This is a genomic window from Streptomyces sp. bgisy100 (assembly GCF_057709105.1).
Window position 1 is genome coordinate 40,909 of sequence record NZ_JBYITE010000014.1, and the last position, 17,157, is coordinate 58,065.

Annotated in this window: 9 protein-coding genes and 1 pseudogene; 3 read left to right on the forward strand and 7 right to left on the reverse strand. The window is 71.7% G+C overall.

Features of this window, described 5'->3' with window-relative positions; genetic code table 11:
* Positions 1 to 188: 188 nt before the first annotated feature.
* Positions 189 to 3,479, reverse strand: coding sequence for a S8 family serine peptidase (locus AC3EQ1_RS12530; RefSeq protein WP_432094395.1), 3,291 nt, complete (start codon positions 3,477 to 3,479; stop codon positions 189 to 191).
* A gap of 590 nt (positions 3,480 to 4,069) precedes the next feature.
* On the opposite strand from AC3EQ1_RS12530, the gene AC3EQ1_RS12535 reads away from it, so the two are divergent.
* Positions 4,070 to 5,818, forward strand: coding sequence for a TIGR03767 family metallophosphoesterase (locus AC3EQ1_RS12535; protein ID WP_432094396.1), 1,749 nt, complete (start codon positions 4,070 to 4,072; stop codon positions 5,816 to 5,818).
* Positions 5,819 to 5,914: 96 nt separating this feature from the next.
* Here AC3EQ1_RS12535 and AC3EQ1_RS12540 read toward each other — a convergent pair whose 3' ends face one another.
* On the reverse strand, positions 5,915 to 6,913 hold the full coding sequence (locus tag AC3EQ1_RS12540) for a hypothetical protein (protein ID WP_432094397.1): 999 nt from the start codon (positions 6,911 to 6,913) through the stop codon (positions 5,915 to 5,917).
* Positions 6,914 to 7,080: 167 nt separating this feature from the next.
* Positions 7,081 to 9,696, reverse strand: a complete 2,616-nt coding sequence (pepN, locus tag AC3EQ1_RS12545) for an aminopeptidase N (RefSeq protein WP_432094398.1) — start codon at positions 9,694 to 9,696, stop codon at positions 7,081 to 7,083.
* Between the two features lie 144 nt (positions 9,697 to 9,840).
* Between pepN and AC3EQ1_RS12550 the strand changes: the two are divergent.
* A pseudogene (locus tag AC3EQ1_RS12550) lies at positions 9,841 to 10,505 on the forward strand (mycothiol-dependent nitroreductase Rv2466c family protein).
* Between the two features lie 183 nt (positions 10,506 to 10,688).
* Here AC3EQ1_RS12550 and AC3EQ1_RS12555 read toward each other — a convergent pair.
* The 3 genes from AC3EQ1_RS12555 to AC3EQ1_RS12565 all read right to left on the reverse strand — a co-directional run bounded on the left by AC3EQ1_RS12555 (position 10,689) and on the right by AC3EQ1_RS12565 (position 14,588).
* Positions 10,689 to 11,330 carry a superoxide dismutase gene (locus tag AC3EQ1_RS12555; RefSeq protein ID WP_351512102.1) on the reverse strand — a complete coding sequence of 214 codons (642 nt, stop codon included), beginning with the start codon at positions 11,328 to 11,330 and terminating at the stop codon, positions 10,689 to 10,691.
* 185 nt (positions 11,331 to 11,515) lie between these two features.
* On the reverse strand, positions 11,516 to 12,931 hold the full coding sequence (locus AC3EQ1_RS12560; protein ID WP_432094399.1) for an amino acid permease: 1,416 nt from the start codon (positions 12,929 to 12,931) through the stop codon (positions 11,516 to 11,518).
* A gap of 250 nt (positions 12,932 to 13,181) precedes the next feature.
* Positions 13,182 to 14,588, reverse strand: a complete 1,407-nt coding sequence (locus AC3EQ1_RS12565) for an amino acid permease (protein WP_432094400.1) — start codon at positions 14,586 to 14,588, stop codon at positions 13,182 to 13,184.
* A 292-nt stretch (positions 14,589 to 14,880) separates the two neighbouring features.
* Between AC3EQ1_RS12565 and AC3EQ1_RS12570 the strand changes: the two genes are divergently transcribed.
* Positions 14,881 to 15,471 (forward strand): biotin transporter BioY, encoded by a 591-nt coding sequence (locus AC3EQ1_RS12570; protein WP_432094401.1) that lies wholly within the window; start codon positions 14,881 to 14,883, stop codon positions 15,469 to 15,471.
* A gap of 92 nt (positions 15,472 to 15,563) precedes the next feature.
* On the opposite strand, the gene AC3EQ1_RS12575 is transcribed toward AC3EQ1_RS12570, so the two are convergent.
* Positions 15,564 to 17,000 carry an amino acid permease gene (locus AC3EQ1_RS12575; protein WP_432094402.1) on the reverse strand — a complete coding sequence of 479 codons (1,437 nt, stop codon included), beginning with the start codon at positions 16,998 to 17,000 and terminating at the stop codon, positions 15,564 to 15,566.
* Between the last annotated feature and the right edge of the window lie 157 nt (positions 17,001 to 17,157).

Here is a 17,157-nt window from a genome sequence, read left to right on the forward strand (position 1 = left end):
GAGCGGACACCTGTCCGGACGGCCGACCGCCAGTGCCCCTACCCGGTCCGGCCCGCGAAACGCCTGGACAGAGCGTGAGGAAGCGCACGGGATGCGGGGGCCGCGGGGAACGCCGAAGGGCGGGCGCCCCCCATGGACACCCGCCCTTCGCCCCCGTCCCCCTCCCGCTGTGACGGGAGGGGGCGGTGTTACGGGATGACCTTCCCGATCCGCACGGTGCCACTCCCGGTGATCGTTCCGGCCGCGTTCAGCAGGCTCACCGTGCCGGAGAACTCACGCCCCTCGGGGGCCTCGCCGGCCACCACGACCTGGGCGCCGACCGTAGCGGTCGCACCGTTGCCGAGCTTCACCACCTTGGCGCCGTCGACCTTCACCTCGCCGAGCGACGGGGCGGAGTAGACATCGCGGTAGTCGTACTCGGTGCTGCCCGCGGGCACGGCGTAGCCGTCCACGGTGATCGTGTACGTGCCCGCCTTCGGCTTGACCAGGCTGACGGCCTCCTCCGAGTCGCCGTCCGCCGACGACCCGACGACCTTGCCGTCCAGCGAGACGCTCAGGTCCAGGTCGGCCTTGGCGTCCGACACCGAGCCGATCGCCACGTCGAGCCGCGAGACGTCCTCGCCGAGCACCACGGTGGTCTGCTGCGACTCGCCGTCCTTGACCGACGGCCGGGCCTTCTTGGCGGAGCCGAGCTCGCCGCCCTTGAGCTTCCCCTCGATGGCGGCGAAGCCGTTGGCGGCCTTCCACTCGACCGGAGCCGGGGTGCCCACCTTCGCCTCCGGCACGGTCTGCACCGCCGGGTCGAACGTGGTGCCGAGCGCGGTCGCGGTCAGCGTGTACGGGTTCTCCAGCAGCGGCGAGGTGCGCCGCGACTCCACCTCGATCTCCCAGACGCCCGGGATGGGGGACGCGTAGGACCGCAGGTCCGGGCGGCAGGTGTTCGCCGGGTTCGGGTAGTTCGGGTAGCAGTTCGGCGTGGAGGTCGGGTCGGCCGGCAGCCCGTACGGGCTGATGGCGATGAACCGGGTCTGGCTGCCGTCCTTCAGACCGCCCATCGCGACCTCCAGCGAGGCGGCGCCCTTGGGCACGGTCACGAAGTACGAGGTGGTGGCGTTGCGCCGGGCGGTGCCCGAGGCCTTCACCGTGTAGGACGGCTTGGCCAGCGGCCGGGCGGCCACGACGCTGGTGAGGATCTGCTTGTCGATGCCCGCGGTGTCGTCGTCGTCCAGCGTCAGGATCGCGCTGTGGAAACCGGCGGTCTCCGGCTTCGCGGCGACCTGCACGGTGACCGGCTTGTTCAGCGGCAGCGAGATCTCGTCGTAGCTCAGCAGCCGGAAGGTGCCGTCGTTGTTCCGGAGCTTCACCTGGTGGCGGACCGCGCGGTCGGGACCGGTGGTCCGGGTGACGGTGACGTTGTACGTCCGGGACTTGCCCGGCTTCAGGCCGCCCTCGCGGTCGTAGACGCCGGTGCCGAAGCCCGGGGTCTTCAGCTTGTCCGCGAGTGCGGTGTTCACCGGCGCCTTGACGGTGTACTCATGGGCGCTCGCGCCGCGCTCGATCGCCTTCCAGGCACCCCGGATGTCGATCAGGCCGGCGCCCTCCTCGTAGGCCTGGGTGCCGGGGATGTGCCGGGCGGTGCTGGTGAGCGCGGTGCGCAGGGCGGCCGGCTTCAGGTCGATCCGCTCCTGCTTGGCGGCGGAGAGCAGCAGCGCCGAGGCGCCGGCGGCCTGCGGCGAGGCCATCGAGGTGCCCTGCAGCATGCCGTAGCCGGGCGGCAGCTGGTAGCCGGCCTCGGCGACCGGCTGGCCGGGCAGCCAGGTCTGCGTGGTGTTGACCGAGGCGCCGGGGGCGGAGAGCGTCGGGGTGAAGCCGCCGTCCTCGCGCGGGCCGCGCGAGGAGAACGGCATCATCGCGTAGTCGGTCTTCACCTCGGAGCCGTAGTTGGCGGCCCAGGTCTCCTTGGAGACGGTGGCGCCGACGCTGATCACCTTGTCGGCCAGGCCGGGGTCGCCGATGGTGTTGGCGCCCGGGCCGCTGTTGCCCGCGGAGATGACGAGCTGCACGCCGTAGGTGTCGATCAGCCGGGTGTAGAGCTCGGCGCGGGCGTTGTTGCCGTCGTTGAGCGCCGGCAGTCCGCCGATCGACATGTTGACGATGTCGACACCGCGGTTCACCACGAGGTCGATCATGCCCTCGGTGAGCGCGACGTTGGTGCAGCCGCCGGTCCAGGTGCAGGCCCGGGAGGAGACGATCTTCGCGCCGGGCGCGGCGCCGTTCATCTCGCCGCCGAACAGGCCGTTGGCGGCCGTGATGCCCGCGACATGGGTGCCGTGCTCGGACTCGATGACGCCGATGTTGACGAAGTCGGCCTTGCCGCCGTCGGTGCCGGTCGGCACGTCCTTGCGGATCTGCACCACGAACGGGATCCGTTCGGCGACGGCCGTCTGCGGGTCGTCCTTGCCGAAGTACCCGACCTGGTGGTCGTCCTTGTACGGCTTCATGGCCTCGTCGTCGCCGAAGTCGCCGTTGTCGTCGAGGTCGACGCGGACGGTGCCGGCGGCCGGGTCGTAGAGGACGCCCCAGCGGTCCGTGGTGTCGCCGTCCCGGTTCAGGTCACCGGCCATGTCGCCGCCGGTGGTGGCGGACTCCGCGAACCGGCTGATCAGGTACGAGCCCTCCGGCGCCGTCCAGGTCCGGCCGCCGTAGGTGAAGGTCGGGCCGTCGACCGCGGAGATCATCGGACGCCAGGTGGCGTCCTGGTCGACCAGCGGGTCGGTCGCCGTCACCCAGTCGACGATCTTGCGCTCGCCGGTGCTGGTCTTCTGCAGCGCCGGGTGACCGAGGTCCACACCGGAGTCGAGGACGCCGATGGTGACGCCCCGGCCGTCGGCCTCCGGGTGGTCCTGCACGAAGTCGACCGCGCCGGTCTCGAAGGCGGGCTGGTACGGGTTCTTGGCCGGGGTGTCCTTGCCGGGCCCGGGGTAGCTGCCCTGCGCGGCGGCCTTCGCGCCCTTGGCGCGGTCGGCCTTCGGATCCGGATCCGGAAGCGGGATCTCCTGCCGCAGGTCGATGCCGTGGACGGAGGAGAGCTTCTGCGCCTTCTCGATGGCGGCGTCGGCACGGCCGGTGGGCACGGTGACCCGGACGTAGCCGAGCTTGTCGTACCGGCGGCCCACCGTGGCGCCCTTGACGGCGTCGAGCTCCTTCGTGACCTGCTCGGTCGCGCCGGGCGCGGTGGCGATCATCATGGTGACGTGCTTGTCGCCCTCGGCTCTGGCCTCGGCGAGCAGCTCGGCGTCGGCCGAACCGAGCTTGCCCCCCGCCGACTTGACCGGAGCCGGGGACGGGCTGCCGTCCGCGGCGACTGCGGGGGTGAAACCGGCCGTGGCGAGCGCGGCCACCAGGCCCGCGGCCATCGCGATGCGGGCCGCGCGTCTGTGCCCGGGCGAGGCGGGCTCGGGTATCGAAGATGAAGGCATGGTCATCCTTGTTCGGTATTCGGAACCGGATGACCGAACTTTTATGTAAGTGACGGTCGTTTGGGGAGAGTTGAGGAGACGTAGTCCTCCTGTGGCACATTTCCGCCAGCCGCCAACGGCCCCGAACCCCCATCAACCGGGGCAGACCGACGACCTCGGGTCACCCGCGGTCGCCGCCCCGACGGCGCGCGTGGTCATCGCTCCGGACGCCCGCACCGGGCCGGACGGTTCCCGCACCGGGCGGGACGGTTCCCGCGCGCGGCTGGACGGTCTCCGCGTACAGCCGGTTGGTCCCCGCGTACGGCCGGACGTTCCCCGCGTACGGAGCCCCCCTGCGCACGGTCCGGACGCCCGCATCCCTGGGCGCCCCCGCGCCCGCCCGGAAGCTCGCCTTCCCCGGCAGATGAACAGCCGGTGAGCGGCATCCCTCCCCGACGCGAGGAGCCGATGGCGCTCCGCCCGCCCGGCCGTCGATGTGCGGTGATCGGCGCCGGTCGTTTCGTTCTCGTTCAGACACCGGAAACTCCGGCTGCCAAACATCCCCAGTGAGCGGGGGTCTCCCCGCATCCACGCACTCGGGGGGAACCCGCATGTCCCGGACCCGGTCCGTCCCGTCCGTCGTCGACCGCCGTGCCCTGCTCGCCGCCGTGGGCGCCGTTGGAGCCTCCGCCGGACTCGGCCTCGCCCTCGGCCCCGGCAGCGGTTCGGCCGTGGCGGCGCCGCCCACGGCCGGCCGCCCCGCCGTCCGGCGCGCCCTCCGGGCGGAGCCGGGCGCGCCGACCGCCCCCGCCGCCGCTCCGTCGACCGCCGGCACCACTCTCCGCACCGTCGCCGCGCCGCGGGGCTCCGGCGGCTACCGCCGGCTCGCCGACGGCCCGGGCTGGTCCCGTGTCGTCCGCTCCGAGCTGGCCGCCGCGAAGTCCGGCCGCACCGACCGCCGCACCGCGCTCGCCTCGTTCGTGCAGTTCACCGACCTTCATGTGGTCGATGTGCAGCACCCGTTGCGCGCCGAGTTCCTGCGCTCCGAGCTGATCAGCGCCTTCCGCCCGCAGGAGGCTTTGTCGGTGGCGGGCGCCGTCTCGCTCGTCGAGCGCGTCAACGGGCTGCGCGGCGGCCCGGTCACCGGCGCCCCGCTCGGCTTCGTCATGACCACCGGCGACAACACCGACAACAACGCCAAGTCCGAGCTGGACTGGTTCCTCACCGCCATGAGCGGCGGCCGCATCACCCCCAACACCGGCGACCCCCGGCACTACGAAGGGGTGCAGAACAGCGGCCGGAAGCTCTACTGGCAGCCGGACTCCGCGCTGCGCGACGCGGACAAGGAGCTCGGCTTCCCCCGGCTGGACGGCTTTCTTGACGCGGCGATCCGCAGCGTCAACAGCCCGGGGCTGCGCATGCCCTGGTACTCCACCGTCGGCAACCACGACGGCCTCCCGGGCGGCTGCTACGCGCCGGGCAAGGACTTCTTCGCCGACTTCGCCGTCGGCGGCCGCAAGCTGGAGACCGTGGCCAGGGCCGAGGCGGCCGCGCTCTGGGACGCGGTCGAGAAGGGCAAGGACCCCAAGGGCAAGCAGTACGAGGAGCTGCTGCGGACCCGCACCCGGCAGATGCGCCGGGTGACGCCCGACCCGCTGCGTGCCCCGTTCACTCCGCGCGAGTACCTGAAGGCCCACCTCGACCCGCAGTACGCGGGCGCCGGGCCGGTCGGTCACGGCTACACCGCCGCCAACCTGGAGACCGATCGCCTCTACTACTCGTTCCGGATCTCCGACGGCGTCCTCGGCATCAGCCTGGACACCACGAACTCCGGCGGCCACTACGAGGGGTCACTCGGGGCCGCCCAGTTCCGCTGGCTGGACCGCACCCTCGCCGCACACCGCGACGACCACGTCCTCGTCTTCAGCCACCACACCGGCAAGACCATGCGGAACCTGCGGCCCGACCCGGCCCGCCCCGCCGAGAAGCGGCACGGCGGCGACGAGGTGGTCGCGCTGCTGAAGCGCCACCGCAACGTCCTGGCCTGGATCAACGGCCACAGCCACAAGAACGAGATCATCCCGCACGGCACCTTCTGGGAGATCTCCACGGCCTCGCACGTCGACTTCCCCCAACTGGCCCGGGTCATCGAGCTGGTGGACAACCACGACGGCACCCTGTCGCTCTTCACCACGCTCGTCGAGTCGGCCGCCCCGCACCGCACGGACTTCGACGACCTCTCCCAGACCGGACTGGCCTCCCTCTACCGGGAGCTGTCCTTCAACGCACCGGGCGCGCGCACCTCCCTCGCGGGCGACCCCGGCGACCGCAACACCGAACTCCTGCTGAAGCGCCGCTGAACACGGGCGCCGGTTCTGAAGCGCCGCTGAACCCGCGGCACGGCCACGCGGCGCGGCGGCTGTGCCATGGGGGCCGGGAGCACGCGGGCTCACGGCTCACCGGGGCAGGACCACCACATACGCGGCCGGGTCCCGGTCCCCGGCCGCCGTCAGCGCCGTACGGATCACCGCCGCCTGCTGTGCCATCGACTCCCGGAGCCGCGCCGGGGTGGTGTGCACCACGGTGATGCCCAGGCGCTCCAGGTACTCCCGCCGGCGGGCGGTGTCGGACACCCCCTGGTCGTCGGGGTGCGGGGCGCCCCCGTCGATCTCCAGCGCGACGTTGTGGTCCGGCCAGTAGGCGTCGACCCCGCCCAGGTGCGGGCCGCCGGGCAGCCGCAGATCGACGTTCCACAGCGGGTCGGGCAGCGCATGGGTGCGGACCATCTCGTAGAGCCGCCCCTCGGTGAGCGCGCGGCCCTCCGCGAGCAGGGTGTCCACGGCGTCCACGACGTGCGGCCGGGACAGCAGCCGGCAGCGGCCCAGCTCACGGACGACGGGCGCCGGTTCGCAGTGCCCGCCCCGCACGGCCTCGGTGAGCAGACAGCGCACCGCGGAGGCGTCGGTGAGCCGGGCCACCACATCGGCCAGCGCCCGGGGCACCGGGGCCACCGGCACCCCGCCGATCTCCACCGGCTCGGGCAGGGCCTGCGTCCGGACGAGCTGCACCAGGCCGGTGGAGCGCAGCCTGCGGCCGCGCGGCACCAGGACGTCGACGCGGTCCAGCGTCCGCAGGGGCGCGGCCGAGGAGAAGCCGTGCAGGGCGAGGGCCGCCGGGCCGGTGATCATCGCTTCCTGTCCCGGCTCCTCGGATCCCGGTGCCCGGCCCGCGTACAGCAGCGCCGCGTGCACCCGCTCCTCCCCGGTCGGCGCTCCCGGGTGCAGCAGATAGACGCCCGGCAGGAGCTGCTGCCAGCTCCCGCCGGGCCGGATGCGGTCGGCCACCTCGGCAGCGGTGGCGCCGTGCTCCCGTAGCTGACGTAGCGTCATCACCTGGGGGCGTTGCTCGGAGCGTGGGCGGACCGGGCGGGCGGAGAGCGGCGTGTTGAAGTTCATGAACCGCCGATTCCCCGTAGCCCGGGGCCCGCTAACCGTTGTTACACGCCCGTCGACAAACCCTGACATCGCCGTCCAAATGCACGGGAGTTCGAGGACCGGCCGCGGGTTCCCCAGCGGGCCCGTGCGGCGGGTGCCCGTCAGCTCCCCCGTGCGGCCGGCGCCCGTCAGCTCGCCGAGGCGCCCGCCGCTCCGGCGTCGCGATCCTGGGCGCGCAGGGACCGCGCCAGGTCGTCCTGCGCCTCCAGCACCAGCCGGCGCAGCGCGGGCGGCGCGTCCCCGTGCTCCGTCAGCCACGCCCCGGTGAGCGCCGGTGTCTCGCGGTGGTCCTGGAGGTCCGGATAGAGACCGCGGACGATCGCCATCCCGATCTCGATCGACCGCTCCTGCCAGATCCGCTCGATCACCTCGAAGTACCGCTGCGTGTACGGCGCCAGCAACTCCCGCTGGTGCGGCTGGGCGAAGCCCGCGATGGTCGCCTCCACCAGGGCGTTCGACAGCCGGTCGGAGTCCACGACCTCCGCCCACGCCCGTGCCTTCACCTCGGCGGACGGCTGCGCCGCGAGGCAGCGCACCTGGTGCCGCTTGCCGGACGCGGTGTCGTCGCGGGCCAGTTCGGCGGCGATCTCCGCCTCGCCGGCGGCCCCGTGCGCCGCCCGGGGCTCCAGGAAGGCCCAGCGCAGCTCCTGGTCCACCTCCAGACCGTCGATCCGGGCCGTGCCGGCCAGCAGGCCCCCGAGCAACTGCAGATCGGCCGGGGTGGTGGCGACCCGGGCGAAGAACCGGGCCCAGGCCAGCTGGTGGCCGCTGCCCGGCTCGGCCAGCCGCAGCTCGCGCAGCGCACCGTCGGCCACGGCGAGCCCGGCGGCCTCCCGCCGCTCCGGTGCCACATGGTGCACCAGCGCCGTGTGCGCCCAGGAGTGCAGCATCTGCAGCACGCCGATCTCGCTCTCCCGCCCGGCGCAGCGCAGCACCAGATCGAGGAAGTCACCGGCCGGCATCAGCCCGTCCCGGGTCAGGTTCCACAGCGCCGACCAGCACAGGGCGCGGGCCAGCGGGTCGGAGAGGTCACCGAGGTGCCGCCGCAGGGTGTCCAGGGAGGCCTCGTCGAAGCGGATCTTGCAATAGGTGAGATCCTCGTCGTTGACCAGGATCAGATCGGGGCGCTCGGCCCCCGCCAGCTCGGAGACGACCGTCCGCGGCCCGTCCACGTCCACCTCGGCGCGGGCGTAGCGCACCAGCTCCTCACCGGCCGGGTCCCGCCGGTAGAGGCCGACCGCGACCCGGTGCGGCCGGAGCGTGGGGTGCGCCTCGGCGGCCTCCTGGAGAACGGCCAGCTCGGTGATCCGGTTCTGGGCGTCGTACGTCGCCTGCGGGGTCAGCGCGTTGACCCCCGCGGTCTCCAGCCAGGCCCGCGACCAGGCGGCCATGTCCCGGCCCGAGGTCTCCTCCAGCACCCGGAGCAGATCGTCCAGCCGGGTGTTGCCGAACGCGTGCCGCCGGAAGTAGCGGCGCGCGCCCTCCAGGAACGCGTCCTGCCCGACGTAGGCCACCAGTTGCTTGAGCACCGAGGCGCCCTTGGCGTAGGTGATGCCGTCGAAGTTGAGCTTGGCGGCCTCCAGGTCCCGGATGTCGGCGGTGATCGGGTGGGTGGAGGGCAGCTGGTCGGCGCGGTAGGCCCAGGCCTTGCGGCGGTTGGCGAAGGTGATCCAGCCGTTGTCGAAGCGGGTCGCCTCCACCAGCGCGAACGCGCCCATGAAGTCGGCGAACGACTCCTTGAGCCACAGGTCGTCCCACCACTCCATGGTGACCAGGTCGCCGAACCACATGTGCGCCATCTCGTGCAGGATGACGTTCGCCCGCTGCTCGTAGGAGGTCCGGGTGACGCGGCCGCGGAAGACGAACTCCTCGCGGAAGGTCACACAGCCCGGGTTCTCCATCGCGCCGATGTTGTACTCCGGCACGAACGCCTGGTCGTACTTGCCGAACGGGTAGGGGTAGTCGAAGTGTTCGTGGAAGAAGTCCAGGCCCTGCTTGGTGACGGTGAAGATGTCGTCCGGGTCGAAGTGCTTGGCCAGCGACTTGCGGCAGAGCGCGCCCAGCGGGATCTCCAGCACCGAGCCGTCCGCGGCCTTACGGCTGTAGCGCTCGCGCACCACGTGGTACGGCCCCGCGACGACCGCCGTGATGTACGTCGAGATCGGCAGGGTGGGCGCGAAGCGCCAGGTCGCCGCCCCCGGTCCGGCCGCGGCCGGCTCGCCCTCCGCGACGGCGTTGCTGATCACGGTCCAGTCGGCCGGGGCGGTCACCTCGAAGGTGAACGGGGCCTTGAGGTCCGGCTGTTCGAAGGTGGTGAAGACCCGGCGGGCGTCGGCCGGCTCGTACTGCGTGTAGAGATAGACCTCGCCGTCCTCCGGGTCGGCGAACCGGTGCAGCCCCTCACCCGTCCTGCTGTAGGCGCACTGCGCGTCCACCGTGAGGACGTTCTCCGCGGCCAGCCCGTCGAGCGCGATCCGGGCCCCGTCGAACACCGCTGCCGGGTCCAGCGCACGGCCGTTGAGCACCACCGACGTCACGGCCGGGGCGATCAGGTCGACGAAGGTCGCGGCGCCCGGCTCGGCGCAGCGGAACCGGAGCGTCGTCACCGAGCGGAAGGTGCGCGGCTGCCCGTCGGGCTCCGGGCCGACCGCGGAACGCAGGTCCAGCGAGATGTCGTACCCGTCCACGGACAGCAGCCGGGCCCGCTCCCGGGCCTCGTCACGAGTCAGGTTCTCACGCCGCACGACGGCTCCTTCGGTGATCCTCGTCCCACTCCGAACGCCGCCATGGTGTCACGGCATGCTGACGGAGGGGAGTCGGGAATGGCCGCGGCGCCCCGGGACGTTTGCCGGAACGACCAGCCATGACGTCCGTGTGAGGAGATCCCTGTGGCCGCCCCGTCCGAGAAGCCGCTCGCCCCGACTCCGTCCGGAACGACCCCGGTCGACTTCTGGTTCGACCCGCTCTGCCCGTGGGCGTGGATCACCTCCCGCTGGATGCTGGCGGTGGAGAAGGTCCGTCCGGTCGCCGTGCGGTGGCGGGTGATGAGCCTCGCGGTGCTCAACGAGAACAAGCTCGACGAGCTGCCCGAGGAGTACCGGGCGAAGCTGGCCGCGGCCTGGGGCCGGCGCGGGTCGCGATCGCGGCCGAGCAGAAGTTCGGCTCCGAGGTGCTCGGCCCGCTGTACACCGCCCTCGGCACCCGCTTCCACAACCGGGGCGAGGGGCCGACGCCCGAGGCGGTCGCCGGTGCCCTGGCCGACGCGGGCCTCCCCGCCGAGCTGGCGGAATTCGCCCGCTCGGATGTGTACGACACCGTGCTGCGGGCCTCCCACCGGGAGGGCATCGACCTGGTCGGCCAGGAGGTCGGCACCCCGGTGATCGCCGTACCGGGGGAGAACGGCGAGCGGATCGCCTTCTTCGGGCCCGTCGTCACCCCGGCCCCCAAGGGCGAGGCCGCCGCCCGGCTCTGGGACGGCACGCTGCTGGTCGCCTCCACCCCGGGCTTCTACGAGATCAAGCGCACCCGGGACCGGGGGCCGGCCTTCGACTGACCGGGAGCGCGACCGACCGGGGGTGCGACCGACCGGGGGTGCGTCGGGCCCCGGGCCCGTCCGGTCCCGTACGGTGGCAGGCGAAAGGCCCCCGCGCGACGCATACGCGCGGGGGCCTTCCGTTCCGCCTGCCGTGAAGGGTGAGAAGACGATCACGAGCAGGAGGTTCCCGGGGAGGCGGCGTCAGGGGGCGATCAGCAGCCCGGTCGCGCGCTCCTTGGCGGCGCGGTAACGCTCCGCGACGTCCTGCCAGTTGACGACCCGCCACATGGCCTCGACGAAGTCCACCTTCTGGTTGCGGTACTGCAGGTAGAAGGCGTGCTCCCAGGCGTCGAACACCAGGATCGGGATGCTGCCCTGGCCGACGTTGCCCTGGTGGTCGTAGACCTGCTCGACGATGAGGCGCCCGCTGACCGGCTCGAAGGCCAGCACGCCCCAGCCGGAGCCCTGCGTGGTGGCCGAGGCCTTGGAGAGCTGGGCCTTGAAGCGGTCGAACGAGCCGAAGTTCTCGGCGATCGCGTCGGCGAGCTCGCCCGTGCCGTCCTTCTCCAGCGGCTCGCCGCCGCCGTCACCGCTCATGTTCTGCCAGTAGATGCTGTGCAGGATGTGCCCGGACAGGTGGAACGCCAGGTTCTTCTCGAGGCCGTTGATCGAGCCCCACTGGTCCTTGGCGCGGGCCTCCTCCAGCTGCTCGAGCGTGTCGTTCGCGCCCTTGACGTACGCCGCGTGGTGCTTGTCGTGGTGCAGCTCGATGATCTCCCCGCTGATGACCGGAGCCAGGGCGGAGTAGTCGTACGGGAGCTCGGGAAGTGTGTAGATGGCCATGGACGACGCCCTTCGACAACGCTTATTGCAATCAACTTGCAAGTGCACGCTATCAGCAGGAGTCCGGCGTCGGCGGAGGTGCCGGGGCGTCCGGGCAAAAAGTCGGAGGCGGCCGGGACCTCGGACCGAGGACCCGGCCGCCTCCGTGCACGGGTCGTCTCAAGACCCGCGGGGCGCCTGGCGCGTCAGCTGCCGGCGGCCACCGCCCGCTGCCGTATGTAGCCGACGACGGAGAGCACCACCGTCAGGCCGCCGGTGAAGAGGAACTGCGTCCGGGTGTCGCCCTCGCGGAGCATCAGCAGCAGCACGGCCACCACACCCGCCAGCGCGACCCAGGTCAGATAGGGGTACGCCCACATGCGGACGGACAGCGTCTCCGGCGCCTCGCGCTCCAGGCGGCGGCGCATCACCAGCTGCGAGACGGCGATGAAGCCCCAGACGACCAGGACCGCCGCGCCGACCATGTTCAGCAGCCACGCGAACAGGGTGTCCGGCCACCAGTAGCTCAGCAGCACCGCGAAGAAGCCGAACGCGGACGAGGCGAGCACCGCCGCGCGGGGCACCCCGCCGCTGACCTTGCCCAGGATCCGGGGACCCTCGCCGCGGGAGACCAGCGAGTAGGCCATCCGGGAGGCCCCGTAGATGTTGGCGTTCATCGCGGAGAGCAGGGCGACGAGCACCACGACGTTCATGACCTGACCGGCGGCCGGGATGTCCAGCGAGTCGAGGACGGCGACGTATGGACCGTCGGCCACGACCGCCTTGTCGTCCCACGGCACCAGCGTGACGATCACCAGCATGGAGCCGACGTAGAACAGGGCGATGCGCCACATCGCCGTGCGCACCGCCTGGGCCACGCCCTTGCGCGGGTCCTCCGACTCGGCGGCGGCGATCGTCACCGTCTCCAGGCCGCCGTAGGCGAACACCGAGGCCAGCAGGCCGACGACCAGTCCGTCGAGCCCGTTCGGCAGGAAGCCGCCGTCACCGGTCAGATTGCTGGTGCCGGGGGCGTCCGAGCCGGGCAGCACGCCCAGGATCGCGAGGGTGCCCAGGACCAGGAAGGCCACGATCGCGGCGATCTTCAGCGCGGCGAACCAGAACTCGAACTCGCCGAAGTTGCTCACCGCGGCCAGGTTCGTGCCGCAGAACATCGCCATGAAGAGGGCGACCCACATCCAGGACTCGGTGCCCGGGAACCAGCTCGTCATGATCCCGGCCGCGCCCAGTGCCTCGGCCGCGATGCCCACGCAGAGCAGGGTCCAGAACATCCAGCCCGCGGTGAAGCCGGCCCACGGGCCGATCGCCTTCTCGGCGTGCACCGAGAAGGAGCCCGAGGCCGGGTTGGCCGCCGACATCTCGCCCAGCATCCGCATGACCATCAGGACCAGCAGGCCCGAGGCGGCGTAGGCGAGCACGATCGACGGTCCGGCAGCCGCGATCCCGGCGCCCGAACCGATGAAGAGGCCGGCGCCGATCACCCCGCCGAGGGCGATCATCGAGAGATGGCGCTGCTTGAGGCCGTGGGAGAGCGGGGTACCGCTCTCCGGCGCCGCGGCGTGGGTGTCGCGCGCGGGCGCAGACGGCGGAGGTGTCCGATTCATGGGCAATGCGTCCATTACGTGAGAACGTCAGAGGGCTGCATCAGTGTGAGGGGGCGTACCGCTCAGAACAACACCGCGTCCACGATGGCCCGCTATCCGGACGTCTTCCTCACTCTCCGCACCTGCCGCTTCGTCAGGAGACGCAAAGTGCCAGGGCACAGCCGCGCGACGAGCACGCATGGTGACCCCGGCCACCCCCCCCGGGAGGCAGCGGGATCCGGCGCCGGCCGCGGGGGCCGGTACCGGATCGTCAGGCGCGTACCCGCAACTCCCGGATCCACGCCACCAGGAGCACCGCGCCCGTCGCCGCGCCCGACCAGAGCACCTGCGGGCGGGCGGCGTCATCGGTGAGCATCAGCAGCAGCACGGCGGCCATTCCGGCCAGCGCGGTCCAGGTCAGCCAGGGGAAGCCCCACATCCGCAGGGTCAGCCGCTCGGGCGCCGTGCGCTCGATCTCCCGGCGCAGCCGCAGCTGCGAGGCGGCGATCAGACCCCACACCACCAGCAGCACCGCGCCCACCGCGTTGAGCATGTAGAGGAAGACGGAGTCCGGCCACTTCAGATTGAGCAGTACGGACACGAAGCCGAACGCCACCGACGCCAGCACCGCCCGGCGCGGCACCGCGCCGCGCCCCACCCTCAGCAGTGCCCGCGGCGCCTCACCGCGCTCGGCGAGCGAGAACACCATCCGCGACGAGCCGTACAGATTGGCGTTGAGCGCGGAGAGCAGCGCCACGAAGACCACGATGTTCATGATCTGGCCGGCGGCCGGCACCCCGATGTGGTCGAGCACCGCCACGTACGGGCTGCTGCCCGGCTTCATCGCCGTCCAGGGCAGCACGGTCACGATGACGAGCATCGAGCCCACATAGAAGAAAAGGATGCGCCAGACCGCGCTGCGCACCGCGCGGCCGACCGCCCGCGCCGGGTCGTCCGACTCGGCGGCCGCGATCGTGACGACCTCCAGACCGCCGAAGGCGAAGACCACGGCGAGAACTCCGGAGACCACACCGGACCAGCCGTTCGGCAGGAAGCCGCCCTGCCCGGTCAGATTCGACAGCCCCACCGCCTCGGTCTCCGGCAGCAGTCCGAGGGCCGCCAGTACGCCGAGGACCAGGAACAGCACGATCGCGCCGACCTTCAGCGCCGCGAACCAGAACTCGGACTCGCCGAAGCTCTTCACGGCGGTGAGGTTGGCCGCGGTGAACACCGTCATGAAGAGGAGCACCCAGGCCCACTGCGGCACCGCCGGCACCCAGCCGTTCGCGATCTGCGCCGCGCCCGTCGCCTCCACCGCGAGGACGACGACCAGCATGAACCAGTACAGCCAGCCGACCGTGAACCCCGCCCAGCGCCCGAACGCCCGCTCCGCGTGCACCGAGAAGGAGCCCGAGGCCGGCATCGCCGCCGACATCTCGCCCAGCATCCGCATCACCAGCATCGCGAGACCGCCCGCGATCAGGTACGAGAGGACGATGCCCGGACCGGCGACGGCGATCCCCGCGCCCGAGCCGACGAACAGCCCGGCTCCGATGACCCCGCCGAGGCCGAGCATGGTCAGATGGCGCTGCTTGAGCCCTGGGGAGAGCGGCTCCTTCCCGTCATCTCCGGTGCCGGTCTCCCGGCCTGGCCCGGTGACGGTCTTCGCGTCGTGCATGGCGCTCGTACTCTCGCAAGGGTCTGTGGAGCTTTGGTGGGACCCCACAGTCTCTCTGTGCGGTGGCAGCCACCGCAAAACGATATTGAGCGCTCCGCACCCCGCGTGACCAGCATCACGTGACCTGCCCAAACACCGGCATCGGCGACGGGTGTGCGGCAGCTGCGGATTGTCGGGACCCCACCAAGCCGTTGATCACGCCTTTGTCGGCTGCTCACGGTGATCGGATGCTGACGCCTGGGCTAACGTCACCCTGGTCAGTCCTGTCCCTCCTCACCCCGCGGAGCCCTGAATGAGCACTGCCGCCGTCACCAGCCGCCCCGGTGCGGTCCTCGCCGACCTGCTGCCGGCCGCCACCGCCTCCCGCGCCCGGGTCCGCGACGCGGCCCTGGTCGTCGGCGGTGCCGCCCTGACCGGCCTCGCCGCGCAGATCTCCGTCCCCGTCCCCGGCTCCCCGGTGCCCGTCACGGGACAGACGTTCGCGGCGCTCCTCGTCGGTGCCTCCCTCGGCGCCGGGCGGGGCTTCCTCTCCCTCGCCCTCTACACCCTGGCGGGCCTGGCCGGGATGCCGTGGTTCGCCGGGGGCGCGGGCTCCGCCAGCTTCGGCTACGTCCTCGGCATGCTGCTCGCCGGCACCGTCGTCGGTGCGCTCGCCCGGCGCGGCGGCGACCGCGGCGTGCTGCGCACCGCCGGCACCATGGCCCTCGGCTCGGCGATCATCTACGCGGTCGGCGTGCCCTACCTGGCGCTCGCCGCGCACCTCTCCCTCGGTGAGGCGGTCGCGGCCGGACTCGTCCCCTTCCTCATCGGCGACGCCGTCAAGGCCGCCCTGGCGATGGGCGCGCTGCCCGCCGCCTGGAAGCTCGCGGGCCGGCGCGGCTGACCGCTCCCGACACACAACGGGCCGGGGCCCGCACCCATCGACGTGGGTGCGGGCCCCGGCCCGTTCGCGCGTTCAGCGGCTTCCGGCGGGCATCAGCCCTCGGTCACGGCCGCCTTGCTGCCCCGGTGCTTGACCACACCGATGGCCACCACCAGCGCCGCCACCGCCGCCGACAGGATCACCTGCTCGCGCCCGGCGTCGTCGGTGAGCATGTAGACCAGCACGAAGCCGATCATCGCGGCGGTCGCCCAGGTCAGGTACGGGAAGAGCCACATCCGGACGATGAGCTTGTCCGGGTTGTCGCGCAGGATGATGCGCCGCATCCGCAGCTGGGTGAAGCAGATGACCAGCCACACGAAGAGCGCGACCGCACCCGAGGAGTTCAGCAGGAACTGGAAGACGGTGTCCGGCCACTTGTAGTTGAAGAACACCGCGACGAAGCCGAAGACGACCGAGCCCAGGATCGCGGCCTGCGGGACACCGCGGGCGTTGGTACGGGCGAACGCCTTGGGTGCGTCACCGCGCCGGCCCAGCGAGAAGGCCATGCGGGAGGCCGTGTAGAGGCCGGAGTTGAGGCAGGAGAGCACCGCGGTCAGCACGATGAAGTTCATGATCTCGCCGGCGTGCGGGATACCGATCGTGTTGAGCGCCGCGACGTACGAGCCGTCCTTGGCGATCGCCTTGGAGTCCCACGGCAGCAGGCTCACCACGACCAGGATCGAGCCCAGGTAGAAGACGCCGATCCGCCAGATCACGCTGTTGGTGGCCTTGGTGACGGCCCGCTGCGGGTCCTCGGACTCACCGGCGGCGAGCGTGACGATCTCGCTGCCCATGAAGGAGAAGACGACCATCAGCACACCGGTGAGGATGGAGCCCGGTCCGTTCGGCAGGAATCCGCCGTGTCCGGTGAGGTTGGCGAAGCCGGTCGCCTCGTGCCCGGAACCGGGGAGCAGACCGAAGACCGCGAGGCCGCCGATGACGATGAATGCCGCGATCGCGACGACCTTGATACCGGCGAACCAGAACTCGAACTCACCGTAGGAGGAGACCGAGGCCAGGTTGGTGACGGTGAGCACGACCATGACGATCAGTGCCCAGCCCCACTGCGGTACGGCCGGCATCCAGCCTTCCAGGATCTTGGCGCCGGCCGTCGCCTCGACGGCCAGCACCACGACCCAGAAGAACCAGTACAGCCAGCCGATGGAGAAGCCGGCCCAGCGGCCGAGGGCCTGGTCGGCGTAGGCGGAGAACGAGCCCGACGTCGGGTTGGCGGCGGCCATCTCGCCGAGCATCCGCATCACGAAGACGACCATCGCGCCGACGAGGGCGTACGACAGCAGGATGCCGGGGCCGGCGGCGGCGATGCCGGAAGCCGAGCCGACGAACAGGCCGGCGCCGATGACGCCGCCGATCGCGATCATCGACAGATGACGGTTCTTCAGTCCGGCCTTGAGACCGTCGGGGGAGGGGCCCTGTCCGGGGCCGCCGGGTGTGGCGTCCACCTTCGTGGGCGTCGACTGCGCGCTCATGTGCGGGGTCCTTAGCTCTCGGGTTACGAGCTCGGCCAGTGAATCTCAGGAGAAGGAGAAGGAAAACCTTTGATTCCGGATCGTTGTATTTGAGCTTCCCTTGAGATGTGACACGTCACACCCAGTGACGAAAGCCGGGGCACGGGCATGTCACACT